17 protein-coding genes and 3 tRNA genes are annotated in these 24,876 nt (G+C 74.2%); 9 read left to right on the top strand and 11 right to left on the bottom strand.

Annotated features, from left to right (window positions below):
- Positions 1–24: 24 nt before the first annotated feature.
- Positions 25–98 (bottom strand) — tRNA-Lys (locus ABT084_RS14180).
- 315 nt (positions 99–413) lie between these two features.
- Here ABT084_RS14180 and ABT084_RS14175 point away from each other — a divergent pair.
- The 5 genes from ABT084_RS14175 (at position 414) to ABT084_RS14155 (ending at position 8,448) form a co-directional block, all read left to right on the top strand.
- Positions 414–1,826: a peptidoglycan-binding protein gene (locus ABT084_RS14175; protein ID WP_351042526.1), complete on the top strand. Its 1,413-nt coding sequence runs from the start codon at positions 414–416 to the stop codon at positions 1,824–1,826.
- A 47-nt stretch (positions 1,827–1,873) separates the two neighbouring features.
- Complete coding sequence (locus ABT084_RS14170) at positions 1,874–5,668, top strand: SPFH domain-containing protein (protein ID WP_351042482.1); 3,795 nt, start codon at positions 1,874–1,876, stop codon at positions 5,666–5,668.
- A 332-nt stretch (positions 5,669–6,000) separates the two neighbouring features.
- Positions 6,001–6,594: a lytic polysaccharide monooxygenase auxiliary activity family 9 protein gene (locus ABT084_RS14165; RefSeq protein WP_351042523.1), complete on the top strand. Its 594-nt coding sequence runs from the start codon at positions 6,001–6,003 to the stop codon at positions 6,592–6,594.
- A 26-nt stretch (positions 6,595–6,620) separates the two neighbouring features.
- Complete coding sequence (locus tag ABT084_RS14160) at positions 6,621–8,300, top strand: AMP-binding protein (protein ID WP_351042480.1); 1,680 nt, start codon at positions 6,621–6,623, stop codon at positions 8,298–8,300.
- Positions 8,301–8,374: 74 nt separating this feature from the next.
- Positions 8,375–8,448 (top strand) — tRNA-Lys (locus tag ABT084_RS14155).
- Positions 8,449–8,558: 110 nt separating this feature from the next.
- Here ABT084_RS14155 and ABT084_RS14150 read toward each other — a convergent pair.
- Positions 8,559–9,317 (bottom strand): IclR family transcriptional regulator, encoded by a 759-nt coding sequence (locus ABT084_RS14150; RefSeq protein ID WP_351042478.1) that lies wholly within the window; start codon positions 9,315–9,317, stop codon positions 8,559–8,561.
- Between the two features lie 239 nt (positions 9,318–9,556).
- Here ABT084_RS14150 and ABT084_RS14145 point away from each other — a divergent pair, with 239 nt between their 5' ends.
- Both ABT084_RS14145 and ABT084_RS14140 read left to right on the top strand, forming a co-directional pair.
- Positions 9,557–10,663, top strand: coding sequence for an LLM class flavin-dependent oxidoreductase (locus ABT084_RS14145; RefSeq protein ID WP_351042475.1), 1,107 nt, complete (start codon positions 9,557–9,559; stop codon positions 10,661–10,663).
- 252 nt (positions 10,664–10,915) lie between these two features.
- Complete coding sequence (locus tag ABT084_RS14140; RefSeq protein ID WP_351042472.1) at positions 10,916–12,628, top strand: glycosyl hydrolase family 18 protein; 1,713 nt, start codon at positions 10,916–10,918, stop codon at positions 12,626–12,628.
- A 63-nt stretch (positions 12,629–12,691) separates the two neighbouring features.
- Here ABT084_RS14140 and ABT084_RS14135 read toward each other — a convergent pair whose 3' ends face one another.
- Positions 12,692–14,650 (bottom strand): putative bifunctional diguanylate cyclase/phosphodiesterase, encoded by a 1,959-nt coding sequence (locus ABT084_RS14135; protein ID WP_351042469.1) that lies wholly within the window; start codon positions 14,648–14,650, stop codon positions 12,692–12,694.
- 326 nt (positions 14,651–14,976) lie between these two features.
- On the opposite strand from ABT084_RS14135, the gene ABT084_RS14130 reads away from it, so the two are divergent.
- The gene (locus tag ABT084_RS14130; protein ID WP_502968931.1) at positions 14,977–16,242 is read left to right on the top strand and encodes a M6 family metalloprotease domain-containing protein; all 1,266 of its coding nucleotides are present in this window, start codon (positions 14,977–14,979) and stop codon (positions 16,240–16,242) included.
- A 61-nt stretch (positions 16,243–16,303) separates the two neighbouring features.
- Here the strand turns inward: ABT084_RS14130 and ABT084_RS14125 are convergent.
- From ABT084_RS14125 to ABT084_RS14095, 7 genes are all read right to left on the bottom strand, one after another.
- Positions 16,304–16,377: transfer RNA gene (locus ABT084_RS14125), tRNA-Lys, on the bottom strand.
- Positions 16,368–17,039: a bifunctional DNA primase/polymerase gene (locus ABT084_RS14120; RefSeq protein WP_351042465.1), complete on the bottom strand. Its 672-nt coding sequence runs from the start codon at positions 17,037–17,039 to the stop codon at positions 16,368–16,370. The genes ABT084_RS14125 and ABT084_RS14120 overlap by 10 nt, the downstream gene beginning before the upstream one ends.
- A 122-nt stretch (positions 17,040–17,161) precedes the next feature.
- Positions 17,162–17,506, bottom strand: coding sequence for a DUF8844 domain-containing protein (locus ABT084_RS14115; RefSeq protein WP_351042463.1), 345 nt, complete (start codon positions 17,504–17,506; stop codon positions 17,162–17,164).
- A 113-nt stretch (positions 17,507–17,619) separates the two neighbouring features.
- Complete coding sequence (locus ABT084_RS14110) at positions 17,620–18,975, bottom strand: AAA domain-containing protein (protein ID WP_351042460.1); 1,356 nt, start codon at positions 18,973–18,975, stop codon at positions 17,620–17,622.
- On the bottom strand, positions 18,972–20,561 hold the full coding sequence (locus tag ABT084_RS14105) for a hypothetical protein (RefSeq protein WP_351042458.1): 1,590 nt from the start codon (positions 20,559–20,561) through the stop codon (positions 18,972–18,974). The genes ABT084_RS14110 and ABT084_RS14105 overlap by 4 nt, the downstream gene beginning before the upstream one ends.
- Positions 20,549–21,715: a hypothetical protein gene (locus ABT084_RS14100; protein ID WP_351042455.1), complete on the bottom strand. Its 1,167-nt coding sequence runs from the start codon at positions 21,713–21,715 to the stop codon at positions 20,549–20,551. Before ABT084_RS14100 ends, ABT084_RS14105 begins: the two co-directional genes overlap by 13 nt.
- Entirely contained in the window at positions 21,654–22,547 is an 894-nt protein-coding gene (locus ABT084_RS14095) for a phosphatase PAP2 family protein (RefSeq protein ID WP_351042454.1), read from the bottom strand. Before ABT084_RS14095 ends, ABT084_RS14100 begins: the two co-directional genes overlap by 62 nt.
- A 137-nt stretch (positions 22,548–22,684) precedes the next feature.
- Here ABT084_RS14095 and ABT084_RS14090 point away from each other — a divergent pair, with 137 nt between their 5' ends.
- Complete coding sequence (locus tag ABT084_RS14090) at positions 22,685–23,281, top strand: histidine phosphatase family protein (protein ID WP_351042452.1); 597 nt, start codon at positions 22,685–22,687, stop codon at positions 23,279–23,281.
- A 40-nt stretch (positions 23,282–23,321) separates the two neighbouring features.
- Here ABT084_RS14090 and ABT084_RS14085 read toward each other — a convergent pair whose 3' ends face one another.
- A complete protein-coding gene (locus ABT084_RS14085; RefSeq protein ID WP_351042449.1) occupies positions 23,322–24,665 on the bottom strand; it encodes an NsdA family TPR-like regulatory protein in 1,344 nt (447 codons plus the stop codon).
- Between the last annotated feature and the right edge of the window lie 211 nt (positions 24,666–24,876).

The following is a 24,876-nucleotide window of genomic DNA, read 5'->3' as shown; positions in this document are numbered from 1 at the left end:
GAGCGAGGGGCTTCTTCGTGTCTGTGCGCCGCCAGGGACTCGAACCCCGGACCCGCTGATTAAGAGTCAGCTGCTCTAACCAACTGAGCTAGCGGCGCTTGTTCCGACAAAGAGAACTTTACCCCACCCGTGGCGGTGCTCGTGACAACACACGCCAGCCTTGTCCGATTAGCCCATGTTTGGGGTGTTTATCGTGCACGATATGTCCTGGCCGTTCCGTATCTGACGCCCCACCAGATGCGTCCCGGCCGAACAGTGGACGAACCGACCGGTGGGCCGGCAGGCCGGTGGACCAGCAGGGGAGTGGACGGAACCGCATGACGATGCAGCCTCCGACGCAGATGCCGACGCACGCGGCGCCGAACGCGGCTCCGCACGCGGCGACGCGCGTGCCGACGCCGACGCCGATCACGATGCCATTGCCGCTCTTCGAGGAGTACGACCCCGGTTACGACTGCCCGTGCACGGGATGCGCCCAGCAGCGCCGGGCCCTGGCCCGCGCGCGGGCCATACCGCTCCGGGACGGCGGGCACCCGGCCGCGCGCGGAGCCCGGCGCGCGCTGGTGCTGGCCACCGCCGCGGGAGTGGTGCTCGGCGGCGGCACCGGAGGCGCGGTGGCGCTGGCCAACCCCGAGCCGGTCCCGGGACCCGTGACGCCGGGCAGCCCCCAGGGCGCGCGGGCCCCGCTGCACGGCCCCGCGCACGTGGGTCCGGGCCAGGTGCCGCCGAAGGTACGGCAGCGGATCGACCGTACGACGATCATCAACCGGGCGAAGGTGTGGCTGAAGGCGGAGGTCCCGTACAGCATGGAGCTGTACTGGACCGACGGCTACCGCCAGGACTGCTCCGGCTACGTCTCCATGGCGTGGAACCTGGGCACCAACGAATGGACCGGGAGCCTCGACAAGTTCGCCACCCGGATCACCAAGGACGAGCTGCTGCCGGGGGACATGCTGCTCTTCCACAACCCGGACGACCCGAACCAGGGCTCGCACGTGACGCTCTTCGGCGGCTGGGTCGACGAGACCCGCACGCACTACATCGCGTACGAGCAGACACGCCCGACGACGCGGAAGCTGGCCACGCCGTACGGGTACTGGAACAACGCGACGAAGTACCTGCCCTACCGCTTCAACGGGCTCACGGGCGTCGGCGTTCCCGAGGTTCCAGCGCAGGTGCCGGGCGCCAAGCCGGTGACCGAGAAGCCGGGGGCGGCGAATCCGGTGGTCGCGAAGCCCGTGCCCGTGACGCCGGTGCCCGTGACGCCGGTGCCCACGAAGCCGGTGGCCGACCTGCCGTTCCCGGGGGCGGCGAAGTTCGGGCCGGGCGCGAACAACGAGTACGTCACCCAGCTCGGGCGGATGCTCAGCGCGCGCGGCGGTGCGCGGTTCTACCCGCAGGGGGTCGGTCCGCAGTGGACCGACTCCGACCGGATGGCCACCGAGGCCTTCCAGCGGGCCCAGGGCTGGACGGGCGAGGAGGCGGACGGCCTGCCGGGCCCGCAGACCTGGAAGCTCCTGGTCCAGAAGCAGGGTAAGGACATCCCGCCCGCGGTGACCGGCGCGGCGGGGCCGTCGGCGCTCGGTGCGCCGCCGTACCCGGGGGCCGGGGCCTTCCGGCCGGGCGCCTCCGGGCCCGCGGTCACCGCCCTGGGGCGGCAGCTGATGAAGAAGGGCTTCGGCAAGTACTACACGACCGGCCCGGGCCCCCGGTGGGACGAGGCAGACCGCCGCGGCGTCGAGGCGTTCCAGCGCGCGCAGGGCTGGCGCGGAGCCTCGGCCAACGGCTACCCGGGCCCGGAAACCTGGCGCCGGCTGTTCGCATGACGGAGGAAACGATGTACCCCACGCGTACGACGTCCACGACGGGCACGATGCGAATCCCCCCGGCTCCGCCGACCCGGCCGACCCGGCCGACCCCCGAGCCCGCGCTCCGGGTGCCCGCGACCGAGGCCACGGCCGTGGGTGCGGGCCGGGCCCCGGCCCCGGGCCGTTGGACGATGGCCCCGGCAGCGCCCCGGGCGGGCCTGCACACCCTGTCCGGCCCGCCCGCCACGGCGGCGCCCGCGGCAGGACCCGAGGTCGCGTCGGCCCGGACCACCTCGGCCGCGCGCCCGGCGGCGGATGCCCTGGCGGCCGACGGGACCTGTGCCGATGAGGCCGCGGAGGTCGCGGCGGGACGGGTCGAGGGCCGCCGCCCGGCGGACGCCCCCCGGGTCGCCGACGCGCCGGTCGGCGACACCCGTACGCGGGCCACGGAGCGGTCGGTCGCCGCGCCGACGCCGGACCCGTGGGCCTCCGCATCGCAGCGGGAGGGTCACGCGGACGCGCCCGAGCAGGACGTCCACCGCCCGGTACGGCAGGGGCAAGAGTCCGCGGGCGAGGCCGACGACCACCGCCGGGCCCGGGCCGCGGAGCCGTCCGCGCGCCAGGCGGACGCGGTCGCGGGCCACCCCTCGGCCTGGCCGGAGGCCGTGCTCACCGACTCACCGCGAGGCGACGGTCACCGCCGGTCGCACCCGGCGGAGCCGAGGACCGCGCTCGATCCGCAGACACACGACCGCACCTTCGCGGCCGAAGCGGCCACCCCTGGCCCGGCGAGGGCGGCGCAGCCGTCCGCACCGGAGGCGGATGCCCCGGCCCCCCGGGACCCGGTGGAGGGCGCCCGGCGCCCGAGTTGGCCGGCGCAGGCGCACACGGCGCCGGTTGCGTCCGCGCCGGAGGTGGAGGGGCACGGTTTCGCGGGGGATCCGGCAGGCCGCCGTCCCGCACGGGCGGCGGAACCGCCCGCGCCGGAGGCGGAGGGACACCGGCCGGAGCGGTCCGCGGAGCCCGTGTCGCAGGCGGGCGGCGGGGTGGACTCCCCGGCCCTGGATGCGCGTTCGGGCCGCTCGCGCGGCTTCGCGGCGGGGTCGGAGGCCGCCGTGGGGCCGGTTGCCGACGCGCCGCAGGCGGGCACGGCGGGCGGTGCGTCCGCATCGGAGGCGGAGGGGTTCGGCGGTCGTCGTACGGGCCGGGCGGACCGGTCCAGCGCTCAGCCCTTCGCCGCCGCCGCGGCGGCGAACGATCGCGGACCGAGGTGGTCGGCGGGGTCGTACGAGGAGGATCACGGCTTCGCCGGGGAGGTGGACGGCCCGCCCCCGGGGCGGGGCGTGGAGCAGTCCGCTTCACGGACCGGGGGGCACGCCTTCGCGGGTGAGCCCGGGGCCGTCGGCGGCGTACCCGCGCCGGAGGCGGACGGTCCCGTACAGGCGGGCGAGGCCGACAGCCGGGTCTCCGCGTCGGAGACGGACGGTCGCGTGGCCGCGGGTGACCCGGGGCGCGACCGGGCCGAGGCGATCACGGCCGTGGCGGCCGGGGGCGCGGCCCGGGGCGAGGTGCCTGCCGCGCGCGGCGGGACCGGTACCGAATCCGGGACGGAATACGAGGCGGGGTGCGAGGGCGGGTGCGAGGCGGGAAGCAACGCGTCCCCCGCGATGCGCGCGGCCGGTACGGACATGGCCTCGGCGATGGCCGGAGCCGGAGCCGGAGCCGGAGCCGGAGCCGGAGTTGGGCTCGACGCGTCTCCAGCGCGGCTGGATGCGGCGGCGGACCCGGGTCACGGGAGGTTCGGCGGCGGGGTGGACGCGGGCCGGACACGGCTCGGCCCCCGTGCCGACGCGGCGGCACCGACGCGGGCCGGAGCGGGGCTCGGTGCCGGGGATGACCCCGCGCCCCCACGGGCCGGGAGCGGAGGTGCCGCGAACCTCCTGGGCCGGGACGGCGCCGAGCTGTGGCCGCCCGCTCCCGGTCGCGGGGTGCCCGGGCCCGGGGTCGCGCATGTGGTCGCGCAGGCCGTCGCCCGGGGCATCGAGGACGACACCATGGACCTGCCCCGGGTGACCCTCCCGGCACCCGGGCCGGGATCCTCGGCGACCGAGGTGCCGACGCTGCCCTTCCCCGGACCGGGGCCGGCAGCCACCGAAACGACCACCGGGCTGCCCTCCCAGAGCGAGGGCCACACGGCCACCGACGGACTGCCGGAGCCGGCCTTCTCGGCCCCGGCGTCCGCGGCCGACATGCCGACGGGTTCGCCCACCCAGGGCCAGCGGCCCGCGCCCGCCGCGCCGTCCTCCGAGGGCGAAGGGTCCGAAGGCACCGGCAGGTCGGCGGGTCCGGTCACCCGTGGCCCGTGGCCCGCCTCCGCCGATGCGCCCGCCGCCCTGGACCCCTCCCGGGGTGAGGGGGGCGAAGCCCCCGGGATGTCCGCGGGTTCGCCCGCCCGGGACCTCTGGCCCGACGCCGCCGACGCACACGCCGTCCCGCCCGCCCAGGGCCCCTGGCCCGAGGCGGCCGACGGACCCGCCGCCCAGGGCCCCTGGCCCGGGGCCGCCGACGCGCCCGACGGGCTGCGCTCCCGGGGCCCGTGGCCCGCCTCCGCCGACGCGGCCACCGCCCTGGACCCCTCCCGCGACCCGTGGCACGCGGCCGCCCACCTGCCCGCCGGACCGCCGTCCCAGGCCGGCCGGGCCGCGGCCGCGGGCCCGGGGTTCGCCGGACCGCCCTCCCAGGCCAACCGGGACACCGCCCAGGGCCCGGCCCCCGTCACCCCCCGCTGGGCCAACGGGGCCACCGCCCAGGGCCCGGCCCCCGCCGCCCCGCGCTCCCGGGGCAACCAGGCCGCGCCCCATCGCCCCGGGTCCGCCGGCCCCCGCCCCCAGGCCGGCCAGGCCACCCACCGCCCCCGTGGCACGAAGGCCGGGCCGGGGGCTGGGCCCGGGCGGCGGGTGCCCCGGGGGGACGAGCGGTTGCGGGAGCGGCGCGGGCCCGTGCTGCCCGGGTCCGTCGGGCTGCTCGTCGGCGGGCTCGCCCTCGCCGGGTGCGCGGCCGTGCTCTGGCGGGCCGGGGCGCTGCCCGCCGCACTGGTGGAGGGTTTCGGCGCGACGCCCCGCGCGTACCAGGGGCTGCGCGCCTACCAGTGGCCCCCGCTCGCCTTCCTCGGCGTCGTCGCCCTGTTCGCGCTCGGCGGCCTCGGCCGGGGCCGGGCCGGGCACGCCTGGGTGCTGACCCTGTTCGGCCGCTATCGCGGGACCGTCCGCCGGACCGGTCTGCTCTGGGTCAGCCCGCTGCTCCTGCGCCGCCGGGTCGACGTACGCCTGCGGCACTGGCGCAGCGAACCGCTGCCCGCCGTCGACTCGGGCGGTCTCGCCCTCCAGGTCGTCGTGCAGGTGGTCTGGCAGATCAAGGACACCGCCCGGGCCGCGCTGGCCGTCGAGGACCACATCGACTACCTCGCCGAGCAGGTCGAGGCCGCCATGGCCCGGGTGCTCTCGCAGCTCCCGGCCGACGCCTTCCACGAGGACGCCCCGACCCTGCGGGACGCGGAGGCGGTCGGGGACGCGCTGACCCGGATGCTGGCGGCCGAGACCGAGGCCGTGGGCATCGAGGTGTACTCGGCCCAGCCGACCCGGATCGAGTACGCCCCGGAGGTCGCCGCCGCGATGCGCCGCCGCCGGGTCGCGGCGATCGACGCGAAGCACCGGGACAGCGTGCTGACGTCGGTGGTGGACGCGGTCGACGACACCGTCAACCGGCTGACCTCGCGCGGGCTCGTCGAGCTGGACGACTACGAGCGCAAGGCGCTCGTGAAGGACCTGACGGTGGCCTTCTACACGGGCCGCCCGGAGTAGCGCCGGGGAGTGGCGCCGGGTCTCACCCAGACCCCGAAGGGGCGGCCGGAACCACCGGCCGCCCCTTCCGCACGCCCGCCCCTTCCCCACGCCCGCCCCTTCCCCACGCCCGCCCCTTTCCCCACGCCCGCCCACGGCACCCGCCCACCACGCCGCCCACATTGCGGGACGCTCGTTCGCCGATTGGTCTGGACATGGCCAACTCCCGTCAATAATCTGGAACTTGGTCTAGACCTGAATTCCGGTACCGCAGTCCCCACCGCGTGCGCACGCTCACCGAACTCCCCCCACGTTCAAGGAGCATCATGCGTAAGACCCGCATGCCCGTCCGCATGCCCAGACGGGCCGGCGCCGCCGCGCTCGGCCTCGGCGTGATCCTCGGAGTCTCCGTCCTCAGCGCCCCCACCGCGAGCAGCCACGGGTACACCGACACCCCGATCAGCCGGCAGAAACTCTGCGCCAACAAGACCGTCGCCGACTGCGGACCCATCCAGTGGGAGCCGCAGAGCGTCGAGGGCCTCAAGGGCTTCCCGGCGGCCGGTCCCGCCGACGGCCGGATATGTTCCGGCAACCACACCGAGTTCGCGCAGCTCGACGACCCGCGCGGCGGCACCTGGCCGACCACCAAGATCACCAGCGGCGCGCCCTACGACTTCCGGTGGCAGTTCACGGCGAACCACTCCACCACGGACTTCCGCTACTACGTCACCAAGAACGGATGGGACCCGACCAAGCCCCTCACCCGGGCCTCGCTCGACCCGCAGCCCTTCCTCACGGTCACCTACAACGGCGCCCGGCCCGACATGACCACCATCCACCACGGCACGCTGCCGAGCGGCAAGACCGGGCGGCACATGATCCTGGCGGTGTGGACCGTCAACGACACCGCCAACGCCTTCTACTCCTGCTCCGACGTTCAGTTCTGACGTAGCGTCAGCTATTCTCCGGCGGCATGCGGACGACGACACCCGAGACCGTGGCGCAGCTCATCACCCGCCAATGGGGCGATCACCGGCCCGGGCTGAGGTACGGCGGGACCGTCCTCAGCCACCACCGGACCGCCCGGGAGAGTGCCGCGCGCGCCGCGCTGCTCGTCGATCTGCTGCCCCCGGGGGCGCCGCCGCACGTGGGGGTGCTCCTCGACAACACCCCCGAGTTCCCGTTCTGGCTCGGCGCGGCGGCCCTGGCCGGGGCCGCCGTCGCCGGGATCAACCCGACCCGGCGCGGCCCCGAGCTGGCCCGCGACATCCTGCACACCGACTGCCGGGTCCTGGTCACCGAACGCGCCCACCTGCCGCTCCTCGACGGCCTCGACCTGCCCGGCGTACGGATCCTGGTGACCGACGACGACGGCGCGTACGCCGACCTGCTCGCCCCCTACGCGGGCGCGAAGCCGGGCGAGGCCGCGCTGCGGCCCGCCGGTCCCGGTCCCGGCGACCGGCTGCTCCTCTACTTCACCTCCGGCTCCACCGGCGCCCCCAAGGCCGCCATCTGCACCCAGGGGCGGCTCGCGGCCGCCGGAGCGGCCCTCGCGCGGCAGTTCTCGGTCACCGGGGACGACGTCCACTACATCTGCATGCCGATGTTCCACGGCAACGCCGTCATCGCCGACTGGCTCCCGGCGCTGGCCGGGGGCGCCTCGGTGGCGCTGCGCCGGCGCTTCTCGGCCTCCGCGTTCCTGGACGACGTACGGGCGTACGGGGCGACCTACTTCACCTACGTCGGGAGGGCCGTCCAGTACCTCCTGGCCACCGAGCCGCGCCCCGACGACCGGGACCATCCGCTGCGGCTCGGCTTCGGCACCGAGGCCGGGGCGGTGGACGCGGCCCGCTTCGCCGAGCGCTTCGGGGTCCGGCTCGTCGAGGGGTACGGCGCCACCGAGGGCGGCGCCTCCGTGCAGCGCACCCCGGACACCCCGCCGGGCGCCCTGGGCCGGGCGGGCTCGGGGGACGACCTGGCGGTCGTCGACCCGGAGACGGGCGCGCCGTGCCCGCCCGCCGCCTTCGACGCCGGGGGCCGCCTGACGAACGGCGACGAGGCCATCGGGGAGCTGGTCAACCGGGGCCGCAGCCTCTTCGAGGGGTACTGGCGCAATCCGGACGCGGAGGCGGCCCGCACCCGCGACGGCTGGTACTGGACGGGTGACCTCTTCTTCCGCGACGCCGAGGGCTTCCTCTACTTCGCGGGGCGCGGCGACGACCGGCTGCGGGTCGACAGCGAGAACCTGGCCGCCGCGATGATCGAGAACATCCTGGCCCGCTGGGAGCCGGCGGCCGCGGTCGCCGTGTACGCCGTGCCGGACGAGGTCGCCGGGGACCAGGTGATGGCGGCCCTCGCCCTGCGGCCGGGGGCGGTCTTCGATCCGGAGGCGTTCGAGGCGTTCCTCGCCGCGCAGCCGGATCTGGGCACGAAGATGGCGCCGCGCTACGTGCGGCTGGTTCCGGCCATGCCCGTGACGGCGACGAACAAGGTCCACAGGGTGGGCCTGCGGCGCGCCGGGTTCCGCACGACGGACCCGGTCTGGTGGCGTCCGGCGTCCGCCGCGGCCTACCGGCCGCTGGCTCCGGGGGACCTGGCCGCCCTCCTGGCGGCGTACGCGGCCCAGTCCCGCGCGGACCTGCTGGACCGCTGACCGGGCTCCGCCGGACCCGGGAAGAAGGTGGTCGCGAGCACCCCCGGGGACCGGGTAATATTTTCTCCTGTGAGGCGCCGCTAGCTCAGTTGGTTAGAGCAGCTGACTCTTAATCAGCGGGTCCGGGGTTCGAGTCCCTGGCGGCGCACCTCTGCTTCGGGCGGTTTCCGGTTCACCGGGAACCGCCCGAAGTGCTTTCCGGCCCGCGACCGCGCCCGTACCCCCGCCCGTACCCCCGCCCGCGGCCGCGCCCCCGGCTCACAGCGTGAGCGACAGCAGGAGCGGCGCGGCCTTCCGGTTCAGCGCGTCCGCCGCGGCCCGCAGCCGGTGCGCGTGTTCCACCGGCATCGACAGCGCCAGGCATCCCACGGCCGATCCCGCGGTGATCGGGACCGCCGCGCACACCGTGCCCACGGCGTATTCCTGCAGGTCCAGCATGGGAACGGTGGCCGGCTGGCTGTCCAGCTTCGAGAACAGGATCCGCTCGTTCGTGATCGTCTTCGACGTCAGCCGGGCGATCTTGTGGCGCGACAGGTGGTCGCGCCGGCCGTTCTGGTCGAGCTGCGTGAGCAGGCACTTGCCGACCGCGCTGGCGTGCGCGGCGGAGCGGAAGTCGACCCACTCGTGCACCTTCGGCGTGCGGGGACTGTCCGCGAACTGCGTGATCCTGACTTCCCCGTCCACGTACCGGCTGATGTAGACCGCCGCCCCCACCGAGTCGCGCAGGCGGTCCAGGGTCTCCTGGAGCTTGTCCTGCAACGCCTGCTGCCGGTCGATGCCGGAGCCCAGGAGGACGAGCGAGTCGCCTATCGCGTAGGCGCCGTCGGACACCTGCAGTACGTACCCCTCGCGGCGGAGCATGAGGAGCATCGGGGTGAGATGGGCCGCGGGCAGCCCCGTCTCACGGGCGATCTGGACGTCGGTCACACCACCGGTGTGCCGTGCGATCGTTTCGAGTACGCGGAGTGCGTACTGCACCGAGTGGAACGGCGCGGTCGGCTCGGGCTTCAGCGCCACGGTTTCCCCCTAGCAGGTTGTTACCGCTTGCTCTCACACGATAGCCATCAAGAGGCCCACGCGGACCGCCTGTTGAAGAGATTGATGGCTCAATTATGCCCTTCGGCCAGTGGCTACTCCGATGGCATATGCCAAGGTCATGACCCGTGTCCCGGTGTGCCGGGAATGCCCCGGGCCCGGCCGCTGTTCGATCCCTTCGTACGGCCACATCACGGACGGATCACGACAGAGGAGCGAAGATGGCTGACACGGGGGACGCGGTGGGCGCGGCGGACGCGATCCACGGAACCGTCCACGGCTCGGCGCCGGTACCGCTGTCCGTACTGGATCTGGTCACCGTCGGCGCGGGCAGCACGGCCCACGCCTCGCTGCGGACCAGCGTGGACATCGCCAGACTCGCCGAAGCGCGCGGCTACCACCGCCACTGGGTGGCCGAGCACCACTCGATGCCCGGGGTCGCCAGCTCCTCCCCGGCCGTGATCCTGGCGCATCTGGCGGCCCACACCTCCCGGATCCGGCTCGGCTCCGGCGGGGTCATGCTCCCCAACCACGCCCCGCTCGCGATCGCCGAGCAGTTCGGCACCCTGGAGGCGCTCGCGCCCGGGCGGATCGACCTGGGCCTCGGCCGCGCGCCCGGCACCGACGGGCGCACCGCCACGGCGCTGCGCGGCGGGGGCAGGCTCGACGAGGGCGCCGAGGACTTCCCGCGCCAGCTCGCGGAGCTGACCCGCTTCCTCGACGACGACTTCCCCGACGGGCACCCCTACGCCCGGGTGCACGCCGTACCCGGGCCGGTGCAGGGTCCGGCCGCGCGGCCGCCGCTGTGGCTGCTCGGCTCCTCCGGTTTCAGCGCGAGCCTCGCAGGCCAGCTGGGTCTGCCCTTCGCCTACGCCCACCACTTCTCGGCGGCGGGCACGCTGCCCGCGCTCGAGCTGTACCGGCGCAGCTTCCGGCCCTCGGCGGTGCTGGCCGAGCCCTACGCCCTGATCGGGGTGTCCGCGCTGGCCGCCGACACCGACGAGGCCGCCCGGGCGCAGGTGCTCACCGGGGCGCTGTCGATGCTGCGGCTGCGCAGCGGGCGCCCGGGGCTGGTGCCGACGCCGGAGGAGGCGGCGGCGTACTCCTTCAGCTCCCTGGAGCGGGAGTTCGTCGACAACTGGCTCGCGAACGTCGTGTACGGCACCCCCGACGCGGTGCGGGACGGGCTGGACGCCCTGGTGAAACTGACGGGCGCGGACGAGCTGATGCTGACCGCGACCGGGCACAGCGGCGCCGCCCGGCTGCGCTCGTACGGGCTCGTCGCAGATGCGTACGGGATGCCCGCGGAGGACGTCCGACCTGCCTGAGTGCGCACGGACGGGGTTTGGTTGGTTTGTTGCCAAAACCTTGCAGGGACATGGCCTAAGGGGGCCTTAAACCGCTCGTCACCGGGGTGACGGGCGGTTTCTGTTGTGCGGTCAGGTCTCTGACGAGGGCGTTTGTCGTCCAAGTGGTCTAGTCCTTGTTTGGTCCAAACCATTGACGCGGCGCTGGCGTGATCGCTATCACTTCTCTCACCCGCAACGTTCTGCCCTCCCACCCGCCCCCGGAGGCCCCCCATGCACATCCGTAAACCGCTCATAGCCGCGGCCACCACGGCCGCCCTCGCCGCCGGGGTGCTCGCCACCTTCGCCGGCCTCGGCACCGCGCAGGCCGCGGACGCCACCACCGCCGCCGCCGCGGCCGGTGGTGGCGTCAAGATCGCCTACTACGACCAGTGGAGCGTGTACGGGAACGCCTTCTACCCGAAGCAGCTCGACACCCGGGGGATCGCGAGCAAGCTGGACGTCCTCAACTACTCGTTCGGCAACATCCACCCCACCAACCTCACCTGCTTCGAGGCCAACAAGGCGGCGGGCGACGACAACAACGCCAGTGCCGGTGACGGCGCGGGGGACTCCTACGCCGATTACCAGAAGTCCTTCAGCGCGGCCGACAGCGTCAGCGGCGTCGCGGACAAGTGGGACCAGCCCATCGTGGGCGTGATGAACCAGTTCAAGCAGCTGAAGGCGAAGTACCCGCACCTCAAGATCAATATCTCGATCGGCGGCTGGACCTACTCCAAGTACTTCCACGACGCGGCGCTCACCGACGCCAGCCGGAAGAAGTTCGTCTCCTCCTGCATCGACCAGTACATCAAGGGCAACCTGCCGGTCGACGGGGGCTACGGCGGCGCGGGCAGCGCGGCCGGGATCTTCGACGGCATCGACATCGACTGGGAGTACCCCGGCTCCACCGGCGGCCACCTGGGCAACCACACCGGCCCCGAGGACAAGGCCAACTACACGCTCCTGCTCAAGGAGTTCCGCGCGCAGCTCGACGCCTACGGCGCGGCCAACGGCGGCAAGAAGTACCTGCTGACCTCGGCCCTCCCGGCCGGCCAGGACAAGATCAAGTACATCGAGACGGACAAGATCGGCGCGTACCTCGACTACGCGAACATCATGACCTACGACATGCACGGCGCCTGGGACGCCGACGGCCCGACCTACCACCAGTCCCCGCTGCTGAACTCGGCCGCCGACCCGACCGACCCGATCGCGCCGGGCACCCAGAAGTACGGCATCAAGAACGCCATCGACTCCTGGCTCGACGGCAACGCGGCCTACGGCATCGCGGGCGGCTTCCCGGCCAACAAGCTGACCCTGGGCTACGAGTTCTACTACCGCGGCTGGAAGGGCGTCCCGGCCGGCACCACCAACGGCCTCGCCCAGAGCGCGACCGGCCCCTCGGCCGCCCGGCCCACCAGCCAGCAGGCGGGCATCGCCAACTACAAGGAGCTGGGCGGGATCGTCGACAACCCGGCCACCACCTTCTGGGACGACCAGGCCAAGGCCTCGTACTTCTACAAGGACGGCGAGTTCTTCACCGGCCTGAACCAGAAGTCCATCCAGGCCCGGGTCGACTACGGCAAGCAGCGCGGCCTGGCCGGCGCGATGATGTACTCCCTGCTCGGCCTGGACGACAAGACCACCCTGCTGAACCAGATCTCGGACGCCCTCGGCGGCACCACGCAGCCGCCGACCACCCCGCCGACGACGCCTCCCACGACCCCGCCGACCACGCCCCCGACCACCCCGCCGACCACGCCTCCCACCACCCCGCCCGCGGGCTGCGCAGGAGTCGCGGCCTACGTCGGCGGCACCGTCTACACGGGCGGCAGCCAGGTCTCCTACGGCGGCCACAAGTGGCAGGCTCAGTGGTGGACGCAGAACGAGGTGCCCGGCACCACCGGCGAGTGGGGTGTCTGGAAGGACCTCGGCGCCTGCTGATCCCCCCACCCCGCGCCGAGCGAGCGCCGCCCCCGCCCTCTCCAGGGGCGGGGGCGGCGGTGTTCAGCGGGCGAGGTTCTCCGGGCGGGCGCTGATCATCTCGGCGATCCGCTCGGGGGCCACCGCGCGGGAGTACAGCCAGCCCTGGCCGGTGTCACACCCCACCCGGCGCAGCCGGGCCGCCTGGCCCGCGGTCTCCACGCACTCGGCGGTCACCGTCAGGCCCAGCCGGTGCGCGAGCTGCACCAGGGCCTCCACGATGGTCTCGTCGGCCGGGTTCGGGTGCGAGCCCTCCTCGTAACGGAAGCCGCGCACGAAGGAGCCGTCCAGCTTGAGCACCGAGACCGGTAGCCGGGACAGGTAGGCCAGGTTCGAATAGCCGGTGCCGAAGTCGTCGATGGCGATCCGCACCCCCATGTCGCTGAGCGCCTGCAGGGCCTGGAGCGGCCGCCCCGCCGAGCCCATCACCGCCGACTCCGTCAGCTCCAGCTGGAGCAGCTGCGGCGCGAGCCCGGTCTCCGCCAGGATCTCCGCCACGTCGCCGACGAGGTCGGAGTCCCACACCTGGCGCACCGCGACGTTCACCGACACGAAGACCGGTGCGTCACTGGGGTGTTCGATCTGCCAGCGGCGCGCCTGGCGGCAGGCGGTCCGCAGCACCCACTGCCCCAACTGGACGATGGAGCCGTCCTCTTCGGCGATCCCGATGAACCGATTCGGCGTGAGCGTCCCGAACTGCGGGTGGTTCCAGCGCACCAGGGCCTCCACGCCCCGCACCACCCCGCTCTCCAGGTCCACCAGCGGCTGGTACTCCAGCATGAACTCGTCGCGCTCGACCGCCGGACGCAGCGTCGAGGACAGGGCCTGGCGGGTCATCCGGTGGGCGTTGCGCTCCGGGTCGAAGAGGGTCCAGCGGGCCTTGCCGTCCTCCTTCGCCCAGTACAGCGTGGTGTCGGCGGCCTGCATGAGGGCCGTCGCCGAGGTCCCGGCCGTCACCCGCTCCACCACGCCGATGGACGCCGACACCGACAGCCGCTGTCCGGCCAGGTCGAACGGCTCCTGTACGGCGGCCAGCACCGAGCGGGCCAGGTCCGCGAGCTGCTCGGTCCCGGTGGAGTCCTCGACGAGCAGGGCGAATTCGTCGCCCCCGAGCCGCGCGACCAGGTGGCCGCCGGTACGCCCGTAACCGGACTGGTCCGCGCACTGGGTGAGCCGGGCCGCGACGGCGGTCAGCAGCCGGTCGCCCACCCGGTGGCCCAGGGTGTCGTTGACCGCCTTGAACCCGTCGAGGTCGAGGTAGCACAGGCCGATCCGGCCCGTCCCGCCCTTCTCGTAGGACGGGGTCTCCAGGGCGGCCGACAACCGCTCGAAGAACAGGGCCCGGTTGGGCAGCCGGGTCACCGGGTCGTGCATCTGCAGGTGGCGCAGCCGGGCCTGGAGGTCGCGCCGGTCGCTGATGTCGGCGACCGACAGCAGGACGTCACCGGTCCCGGGCACCGGCCCCAGCGTGACCTCGGTCCAGAGCGAGTGCCCGTCCGGGTGCTTGAGCCGGCGAGTGCAGCGCAGCCGGGCCTGACGCCCGCGCAGCACCTCGCGGTAGGCCTGCCAGGTGCGGGGCTCGGCCGCCAGGTCGACCAGGTCGGCGGCGCTCTGCCCGTCGAGGGCGTGCGGCTCACTGCCGAGCAGCCCGGCGAGGGCCGCGTTGGCGGCGACGACGAAGCCGTCGCGGTCGACGACGGCCATCGCGAGGTGGGCCGCGTTGAACGCGGCCCGGAAGTCGCGCCGTTCGGCCTCGGCCGTCGGGCGTCCCGTCGGCCGGTCCGGCGCCGCCGGGACCGTCGTGGCCCGTTCCGCCGTGGCCTGAACCGTCGTGGTCCGGGCCGTCGCGGACCGGACCGCCGTGGTCCGGCCGGAGGGGCCCGAGGGCGCGGCCGACGCCGCCGGAACGGCCGGGTGACGCTCCGTAGTGGCCGGGCGGATGCTGTCGGCCGCCGAACCGGTTCCTTCTGAGGTTCCGCTCACCGTTCGCTCCCGCAGTGCTCGTGGTGTCCGTGCAGGAAAGTGTGCCGATCATAGAGGCTGCCGGGAGGCCCTATCCAGCGGCGTCGCCGTGCGGAGGCCATGGGTTCACCGAGCTGACGGTTCGTTGGCCATTCCTCGCCCGACCGTTTCTGCGCGGCTGTGAGCACGCGACGTCCGTGCGTGATCTCAGGTGATCGCTCGTGACGATCCGTAGGCACAGCTGGATATGCCCGTACAGCCCCAGGGTCACCAGGATGCCGGATCCCTCACTCGTGTGGGGCACCGGAACAGGACATTAGTAAGACAATCGCCGCAAGGTGAGTGGGATGTTACGAAATCCACCACCGGAGGTCGATGTGCCGCGACAGCAGACACCCGGGGGAGTGGAGCGCTACCGCGTGCGCAGCGCCGCGGCCGCCCTCACCTCCCTCGCGGCCATCGCCGCCATCTCGCTCGTCGCGGGTCCGGCGGTGGCCGATCCGGGGGCCGGGCCGTGCGCGCTGACCCGCACTCAGGCGCACCACTCGCTGGGCCTGGACACCTGGAACGGCGCCTACCCCAAGCCGGAACGTTCCCTCAACGCCCTGATGGTCTTCCTGTCCTTCCCGGACTCCCGGCCGCTCACCACCCCCGAGCAGCTGACCGGCGACTACTTCCCCGCCACCAGCGACTTCTTCGAGCGGGCCTCGTACGGCCGCTTCCGGCTGGTCCCGCATCCCCAGCGGCAGTGGATGCGGATGCCGAAGCCGTCCACCGCCTACGGGATACGGCGTGACTGGGCCCCCGAGGCGCGGGCGGCCTATCTGCGTGACGCGGTCGCCACCGCGGACCCCGAGGTCGACTTCAGCCGGTACGACATCGTGTACTTCGTCGCCGACCCGGACGCGCCCGGGGTGGACTCCGACGCCACCAAGGTCGTCAACTTCGACCGTCCCATCCGGGCCGACGGCACCGATCTGCGGCGGATCGTCACCGTCTTCGAGAAGCACCCGCCGGACCGCAACGTGCTGGCGCACGAGACCGGGCACGTCTTCGACCTGCCCGACCTCTACCACCGGCCCACCGACGGCAAGGGGGACTGGGACACCTACGTCGGGGACTGGGACGTGATGGGCAGCCAGTTCGGGATGGCCCCGGACCTGTTCGCCTGGCACAAGTGGAAGCTGGGCTGGATCGGCCCCGGCCAGGTGGACTGCGTGCGCGGCGGCACCTCCCTGCACACCCTCCAGCCGCTGGGCCAGGCCCCGCAGCGCGGCGGCTCGGTCGGGACCCGGCTCGCGGTCGTCCGTACGGGCCCCGGCAGCGCGATCGCCATCGAGGCCCGGGGTTCGGCGGGCAACGACGGGGACACCTGCACCGAGGGCGTCCTGGTCTACCGGGTGCGCAACGAGCCCGCGTCCGGCGGCGGTCCGATCGAGGTGCTGGACGGACACCCGGACACCGAGGCCTGCTGGGGGCGCTCGGTCTACCCGCCGCTCGCGGACGCGCCGCTGGAGGTCGGGGAGACCTTCACCGTGCCGGGGGAGCGGATCACCATCGAGGTGGCCGACCGCACCCAGTCCGGCGCGTACACGGTGAAGATCACCAGCTAGAGACTCCGTGCGGCGGCGCACGAAAAAGGCCCCCACTCGCGTGGGGGCCTTTCCCCGTCTGTGCGCCGCCAGGGACTCGAACCCCGGACCCGCTGATTAAGAGTCAGCTGCTCTAACCAACTGAGCTAGCGGCGCCTGCTGACGTCGTAGACATTAGCATCCGGATCCGCCGAAGGAAAAATCGATATCCGCAGGTCCGCGGGAGCGGGAGCGGGGGCGGGAGCGGGGGCGGGGGCGGTGTCGGGCGAGGCGGCGCCGCGGGCCGCCCGGACGCAGGCCCACAGCAGGGCCTCCGGCCCCGGGAGCCACGGCAGCCGGGTGTCCGGCGCCACCAGCCAGCGGGAATGCCCGGGCGCGGCGCCGGGGGCGGGGGTGAGCGCCGGCACGGTCACGGCGTCGCCCCGGCCGTGGCAGAGCGGGGCGGGCAGCGGCCCCGAGGCCGCGCCGTGGGCCTCGCCCCACTCCTCCCAGGCGAGCAGCGCGGGCAGCCGCTGGGCGGTGCCGGGGGCGGTGAACAGCAGCATCCGGCCGCGGTGCACGGCCACCGGGCCGGAGCCCGGCCCCTCGGCCCACAGCAGGTCCAGCATCCGGCGCCCGAGGACCACGGGGACGTTGACCACGTCGAAGGCCGTACCGCACGGCAGCACCGCGGGGGCGGTGGGCCGGCTCCGCCACAGCGTGAGGGTGCTGTGCGGGTAGGGCGAGGAGGAGGCGAGCCACGCGGCGCCCTGCGGGGTGACGTGGGTGGCGGGTCCGTGGGAGGCGGGGTAGCCGGTAGCCGTCGTCATGGTGGTCATGGGGCAGGTCTACCGGCCGTAGCGAGCTGATTCCCCGGAGTTACGGGAAACCCGGACAGCGTGGTGCGTGCTGGGGTATCTTGCGCTGCGCATATGCCAGAACGGGTGTACGGGCGACCGCTTCAGCGGTCCTCGGCGCTGCCCCGCAGCAGCCCCTCGCCGAAGTCGATCATCTTCTCGGCGTAGTCCTCGGACCACTGCGCCCGCGCGCCGATCGCCGCCGCCGTCAGCCGGTCGAAGCGGCGCGGGTCCGCAAGCTGGGCGGCCGCCATGGCCTGGAACTCGACCGCCCGGTCCTGCGCCGCCCGGAAGGCGAGCGCGAGTTCGGTGGCGCGGGCCAGCAGTTCGCGCGGGTCCTCGATGGATTCGAGATCGAAGAAGTGCTCCGGATCCGTGGCGGCTTCCGAGGGCTCGAAGAGCAGCGGCGCGGGCCGCAGCCTCCGCTCGGTGCGCTCGGGCTCTGCCATGCGTGTCCTCCTGCTTCGCGGACGAATTCCTTCCGGGCCACCGTCCATTGTCCAGCGCCGCGCAAGCCCACCCCAAGGGGGCCCGTCGGCGCGGGAACGCGCGTACGGCCGGGCTACGGCTTCCAGCTCACCCGGTGTTCCTCGAGGTGGGCCAGGACCGAGTGGTTCGCCTCCCAGCCGTCCGGGAACTTCATCGTCACGCCCAGCTGGACCGGTTCCGTCGAGGGATGGTCGTCCAGGAGGCGCGCTATCCCCGCCCGGGCCACCACCACGCAGGCGTGGCGGTGGCGGGAGGCCAGGACGCACAGGCGGCCCGTCTCCAGGTGGAAGGCCGTCGTGTCGGGGCGCCCGGACAGCGGGTGCAGGACCACCGTGAGGTCGTACTCGCGGCCCTGGAGCCGGTTCGCGGTGTCGACGGTCACCCCCGTGACCCCCTGCGCGGCCAGGGCGGCGCGGACCGCCGAGGCCTGGTCGCGGTGGGCCGTACCGACCGCGATCCGGTCCGCGGTCAGCGGCGCGGGCGCAGGGCTCCGCTCGTCGGAGGTCACCGCGCCCCGGTCCAGCGCCCGCCGGACCACCAGGGCCACCGCGCCCACCGCCTCCGGGTCGGTGCGCGGGGTGTGCCGGGCGGGCAGCTCCAGCAGGCCCCACCCGGCCTCGGCCGCCTCGTCCAGGACCCGGTCCGGGCCCGAGCCGTCCGAGGGCACGCCGTACGCGAGCCGCCGCTCGCCCGGGCCCGTACCGCTGCGGAACCGGGCATACGGATAGAACGCCCGCGAGACCAGCGGCGCGGCCGAGGCCGGGAGCCGCCAGGACACCGGGAGCCGGTGCTGCGGCAGCTGCGGATTGTGCGCCAGCAGCGTGGAGACCGCCGAGGCGGACGGGTCGTAGGACAGCCCGGCCCACTGCTCGGCGCCGACCACGCTGAACGGGTCCAGCTGGCCCGGATCGCCCACGAACAGGGCCCGCTCGAACAGGCCCGCCACGGCCAGCAGCGCGTCGGAGCGCATCTGGTACGCCTCGTCCACGATGGCGTGCTCCCACGCCTCCACGCCCTGCGTGTGCGCCCACTTCGCCGCCGTCGAGATGACGACCGGGAGTTCGGCGAGGTCGGCCGCCTTCGCGGACAGCGTCACCGAGGGCAGCTCCAGCAGCGCCTTGTCGTAGGCATCGCCGTCACTGCTGTGCAGCCGCCCCACCCGCAGCTCCGGGTCCTTCTCCGCGAGCCGCAGCACCAGGTCGTCGACCTGCGCGTTGGTCTGCGCCACGATCATCATCCGGCGCCCGGCGGCGGCCAGTTCCCGCGCCGCCCGCACCACCAGCGTGGACTTCCCGGCCCCGGGCGGGGAGTCGACGACCACGCCCCGCTCGGTGCCGTGCAGGGTGTCGCGCAGGATCGCCTCGGTGGCCCGCGCGGCGGCGGCGCCCGGGTCGGACCCGGACTCGGGCGCGGACAGGGTCGCGGTCACAGGATGTCCTCGTCGGTCACGGCGTCGGGCGACGGCACGGCGGCGGGGGCCGCGGATCCGGGCGGGCCGCCGTGCGTCCACGGCGTGTGCTCGGGGTCGGGCAGCTTCGGCCCGCCCCGCGCGTCGTGTTCGAAGAGCGTCCAGCACACCCGGTCGCCCTTGCCCGGCACCGAGCCCGCGTCCGGCTCCTTGCCGCGGCCCATCTTGTCCAGCAGCCGCAGCACCAGCAGCCCGTCCCGCGGGGGACCGGCGTAGCCGACGAACTCGGCCGACTGCGGGCGCCCGTCCAGCGCGCGGTACACCTTCACCCGGCCGCCGTCCTCGGGCAGCTGCGGCCGGTCCTCCGTCGCCACCGTCACCAGGGGGCGGGGGCTGGGCCGCTTGGACTGCGTCCACTCCATGACCACCTCGGTGACCTCGCCCGCGAAGGCCTCGCCCGCGAGCCGCCGGCCCGCCATCACCAGCGGGTCGTCCAGGGCCTCCTGGGCCTCCACCCGGACCTGCTCGGTCTCACGGGTGGCCAGCTTCTGCGCCGCCGTCACCGCGTCGTCACGGCGCGGCTGCGGCGGCTCGCCCGCCCGGACGCGGTCCCGGTGTCCGGTGTACGACCAGCGGTCCCGGGTCCAGCGCTGCTCGACGTACGCCCCTTCGGGCAGCGCGCGCATCAGGTCCAGGGCCCGCCACACCGCGTCCCAGGTCGGCCGCAGCTGCGACTCGGCCAGCCGCCGCACCTCGCCCGCGGCCCGCTCCACCGCCGCCTCCACGCGGGGGTCGGCGCCGCGGGCCGCGTCGTAACGGGCCATCGCCGGGGCCAGCAGCCGGTTGTCGAAGGCCGGGTCGGTGGCCGGACCGGCCGGCGGGACGAGCAGCTGCCCGTCCCGGTCCCGGCCCAGCTCCGCGCGCAGCGCCGCCTCCGCGCCCGACTCGCCCTCCGGCGGGTCCAGCCAGGCCAGCAGCGCGCCCAGGTGCTGGTCCTCCAGATTGCTCTGCCCACTCGCCCAGTGCCGGGCCAGCAGCTCCGTCGCCGACAGCAGCATCGAGGAGCCGGGCACCCGGGAACGCTCACCGAGATGGGTGAACCAGCGGCCCAGCAGCGGCACCCGCGGGGGCGCCGGGTAGGGGGTGTCCGGGTCCTCCTCGGCCGTCCGCCGGAACCGCATCGACCGCCCGAGCAGCCGGACGTACTCGACGCCCGCGCGGCTCGGCACGATCAGCTGCGGCGCGTCGGCGCACAGCTCCGTGACCACCTTGACCTTCTTGCCGCTCTCCGGATCCGTCTCGGTCCGCTCGGCGGCCTCGACCTCCTCCGCGTACCCGTCGAGGTACGGCAGCACCTCGTCCGCCAGCGCCGCCAGGAACGCCCAGCGCAGGTCCCGGTCGCGCGGCTGGGTGACGACCAGCAGCCGCGGCTCCGCGCGGTCCGTGCCCACCAGCGCGCCGAGCGGGGCCCCCGCCTCACCGGCCGTGGTCAGCGGGACGAACACCAGCGGACGCTCGCCCAGGTGCCGGTGCCGGACGGTCGCCAGCGGCTGCGCCCGCCCCGCGCGGACGGCCTGCAGCCGGGCCAGGGTGTTCAGCAGGGGCATGCGAGGTCCTCCGGAAGCGGGTCCGCGCGGACGGCGGAGAATTCCAGGGCTTCGGCGCGCAGCCGGGCCGCCCGGTGCAGGGCCGCGGAGGTCGGGTCGTCCGGATCGCCCGCCCCGGCGGCGGCCTCCAGCGCCGCGCCGACGGTGGTCAGCGCGCCCAGTTCGCCCCGGACGGAGCGGCCGAGCGCGGTCACCGCATCGGCGGCCCGGGACCGCTCCCGGCAGTGGAACGCCAGCTCGCAGGAGGCCAGGCACTCCGGCGCGTAGGCCGCGTCGACCGCCTCCACCGCCTCGGTCAGCTCCCCGGCGGGCCGGGCCGGATCGAAGCTCAGCCCCTCGGGCAGCGCGGCGGCCAGCTCCTCGACCCGGGTGAGCCGGGCCAGCTGGCGCGCGGTCACCGAGCGCTGCTTGCGGATGTCGACGACGGCCGCGGTGGGCAGGTTGGAGAAGTCCTTGGGGCAGACCAGGAGGGCCGAATGCCCGACGGTGGCGCCCGCCAGCACGGCGGCGATCCGCTCCAGGGCCAGGACGTAGACGGCGGACTGGCGGGCCGCGGCGCCCGCCTTCGCGGCGTCCGCGGTCCCGTCGATCACGGGGAAGGACTTGATCTCGACGACCGTCCAGCGGCCGTCGGGATGCACCACGACGGCGTCCGGCTCCAAGTACGCCGGGGAGCCGGCGACCTCCAGCGCGAGCATCGGATGGTCGAGCAGGGTCCAGGTGGCGGCCGCCGTCGCCTCGCGCAGGGCCAGCGCGGTCCGGGCGGCGCGGCCCTCGGGGCCGGCGGCGGTCAGGTCGGGGACGAGGGCCCGCCGGGTCGGCGGCTCCGCCCCGGCGCCGAGGTGCTCGTACACCAGGCGCAGCAGCTCGGCGCCGCCGTCGCCCTTGACCTTCGCCTCGAAGGAATTGCCGCGGATCATCGCGAACTGCGACTGCCCGAAGGCGGCCGGGGAGCCCAGCGCCGAGGCCAGCTCCTTCTTGTCCACTCCGGCGCCGTCCAGCAGGGCCCGTCTGCCGCAGCCGGGGTTGGCGGCGAGGGCCGCCAGCGCCCGGGCGTCGAGCGGGCGGGGCGGCACGGCGGGGCCGCGCAGATCAGCGAGCCGTTGCCGGAGCGTCGTCGTCTGCGGGGGGCCGCTGGGCGGGAAGGAGCTCACCCGCGGAAGTCTCCCATCCGCCACTGACAATCGTGGACTTACGGCGGAAACCGGCGCTCGACGCAGCGGTGGAGGTGGCGGCGGGGGCGGAAGGGACGCCGGCCCGGCGCGCGGCGAGCCGCTCCAGCCCCAGCGCGATCAGGAAACCGGCGCCCATGACGGCCGCCCCGGCGGCGGCGTCCAGGAAGTAGTGGTTGGCGGTGCCCATCACCACGAGGGTGGTGACGAGCGGGTACAGCGCGCCCAGCGCCCGCAGCAGCGGGTGGCGCCCGTACCTCCACAGCAGCACCCCGCACCACAGCGCCCAGCCGACGTGCAGGCTCGGCATCGCGGCGTACTGGTTGGTGAAGGAGCCGAGCCCGCGCGGCGCGCTGGCCTCGGCGCCCCACCAGCCGTACGAGCTGTACTGGGCCATGGTGTCGTTGAACCCGTGGGCCAGGTGGAGCAGCCGCGGCGGGCAGGTCGGCAGCAGGGCGAAGCCGATGAGGCCGAGGAGGGTGGAGGAGACCAGCCAGGTCCGGGCGGTGCGGTAGCGCTCGGGGCGCCGGTGGTAGATCCAGATCAGCACGGCCGGTGTGATCAGGTAGTGCAGGGAGGCGTAGACGAAATCGGCGGGTATGCCGAGCCAGGCGTGCCGGGTGAAGAGCCGGTTGAGCGGGCTCTCGAAGTCGATGGCCAGGATCCGCTCGAACCGCAGGATCGCGAGACCGTGGTCGACGGCGAGCTGCACGTCCCCGCGGGCCAGGAGCCGGCCACCCGAATAGGCGCCGTAGACGAGGCCCAGGAGCAGCAGTTCGGCCCACCATCGGGTGGGCCGTCGCCAATTAGTCATACGGTGTAAGACGCAGATGAGCGCCAGGAGGTTGCCTGGAGTTCGTGTGATGGATGATGAGCTGACGACAGAACCATATGATCCGCAGCATAGGCATCACAATGCTGGTGAACTCTGATGGACCGGGAGATACAGACATGGCCCCCCGCATCCTGCTGGCCCGTCACGGACAGACCGCGTGGTCGCTGTCCGGCAAGCACACGGGACGTACGGACATCCCGCTGCTGGAAGAGGGGAAGCGGGGCGCGAGGCTGCTCGGCGAGCGCCTGGCCCGCGACCCGTGGGCGGGCCTGCCGGGGATCGAGGTCCGCACCAGCCCGCTGATCCGCGCGAGCGAGAGCTGTGACCTGGCTGGCTTCGGCCTTCAGGCGCAGCCCTGGGACACGCTCATGGAGTGGGACTACGGCGACTACGAGGGCATGACCCCGGCCGAGATCCACGCGATCCAGCCCGGCTGGCTCATCTGGCGCGACGGGGCGCGCGGCGGCGAGACGCTCGCCGACGTCTCGGCGCGGGCGGACGAGGTGGTCACCTGGGCCCGCTCGTCCGAGCGCGACGTGCTGATCTTCGCCCACGGCCACATCCTGCGCGCCCTCGCCGCCCGCTGGCTCGGGCTGGAGATCGGCTTCGGGGCCCGGATCAAGCTGGACCCCACCTCCCTGTCGGTCCTCGGCTGGTCCTACGGCGCCCCGGCGCTGGAGCGCTGGAACGACACCGGGCACCTGGACACGTAGGTCCTGTCGTCACGGTGGGGTCAGGCCGAGGCGTGGCGGTTCAGGCCGAGGCGTGGCGGCTCAGGAATTCGCCGACGCGCGGCGAGCGCTGGTGCGGGACCAGCGCCCGCGCCGTGCCCGACAGCCTCGACTCGACCCGGGTGGACTGCACCTCGGCCAGCAGGTCCAGGACCCGGTGGCCCGCCCAGGCCGCCTCGTCCGGGGCGCCCGCGCGGGCCAGGTCGTCGGCCAGCTCCGAGGTGTAGAGGGCGACGTTCCGGGCGAAGTGCGGGTCCTGGAGGTCGGCGGCCCGCCGGGCGTGCCGGGCGGCGCGGGAGTACTCGCCCAGCGCCGCCCAGCAGCGGGCCTCCAGGAACTCCAGCTCGGCCTCGCCGAAGAACGACATCCACTCCGGGTCGGCCGCGGCCGGGCCGCGGGAGAAGTGGGTGTGGGCGCGGGTCAGCGCGTCCTCGCAGGACGTGCGGTCCGCCATCCCGGCCCAGCCGCCCGCCTCGCGCAGCGCCAGCAGGGACAGCAGCCGGGGGGAGCCCAGGTTGCGGGCCGCCCGGGCGCCGGCCTGGGCCGCGCGGACGGACTCGCGGGGGCGCCCGCAGTCCCCGGCGAGGAAGGCCGTGTTGCTGAAGGCGTGCGCCTCCAGGCCCGGATCCCCCGAGACCCTGGCGGTGGCCAGGGCCTCCGCGTAGTGCGAGCGGGCGTCCTCGAACCGGCCCGAGTCGTGGGCCAGCCAGCCCACCGAGATGGCCAGTTCGCCCGCGCCCGCCTGCAGCCGGTCCTCGGTGGACTGGCGGGTGGCCCCGGCGTCGAGCAGCGCGTAGGCGGTGCGCAGCGGTCCGGCGGCCTTGCGGTAGAGGGCGTCCGCGCCGTGCCGGTCGTCCAGCAGCCGGATCTGGCGCACGGCGTCCTCGACGGCCTCCGCCTCGGACTCACCGGCGCGGGCGGGGATCCGGCGGTTGTCGCCGAGCAGGGCCAGGTTCAGCGTCGCGGCCGCAGCAACGGTCGCGGAGCCGCCCGCCATGAATGCGCGACGCAACACGTCGCTCTCCTTGGAGAAATTCGTGAAACCCGAGAACAGGGACAGGGGTGGGGAGGGGAGCCGGGGCGTGGGGATCCGGTGCGCGGACCGGCCGCGTACCGCCTCGCGGGGGGAGAAACCGAGATCGGTGAGCGTGTGCCCGGGGAACATGTGCAGAAACACGCGCTCGTAGGCGTAGTTGGGACAGCGGATCTCCCCCGACTCGACCCGGCCGACGTAGCGGGCGTCGCAGGAAACCGTTTCTCCGATCTCTTTCGCCGCCCGGCGCACCATGCCCGCGAACTCGGCGGGGGAACGCTGCCCGCGGAGGCGTCGGAACGATGAGTTGGGTGAGTGGGGGGACGCCGCCATGGACGTGGCCTCTCTGGCGAGGGACGCTGCCGGTGATCTGGAGGCCCGGCGCGCATGAACGTACCGCCAGGGAGGGTGGGTTCACACGGTGTTTGCCTACAAAACGGATATCTCACCCGCGATCCGCCATGAACTGCCATCCTTTGCGGCGTCCTGTCGCCGCACCCGTTGACGACTCCGTGCGTTGAACCATGCGGACCGGGAGGAGACT

This window comes from Streptomyces sp. NPDC002138, from assembly GCF_040296485.1.
Classification (GTDB): Bacteria; Actinomycetota; Actinomycetes; order Streptomycetales; family Streptomycetaceae; genus Streptomyces.
This window is presented reverse-complemented; position numbering and strand designations above follow the sequence as displayed.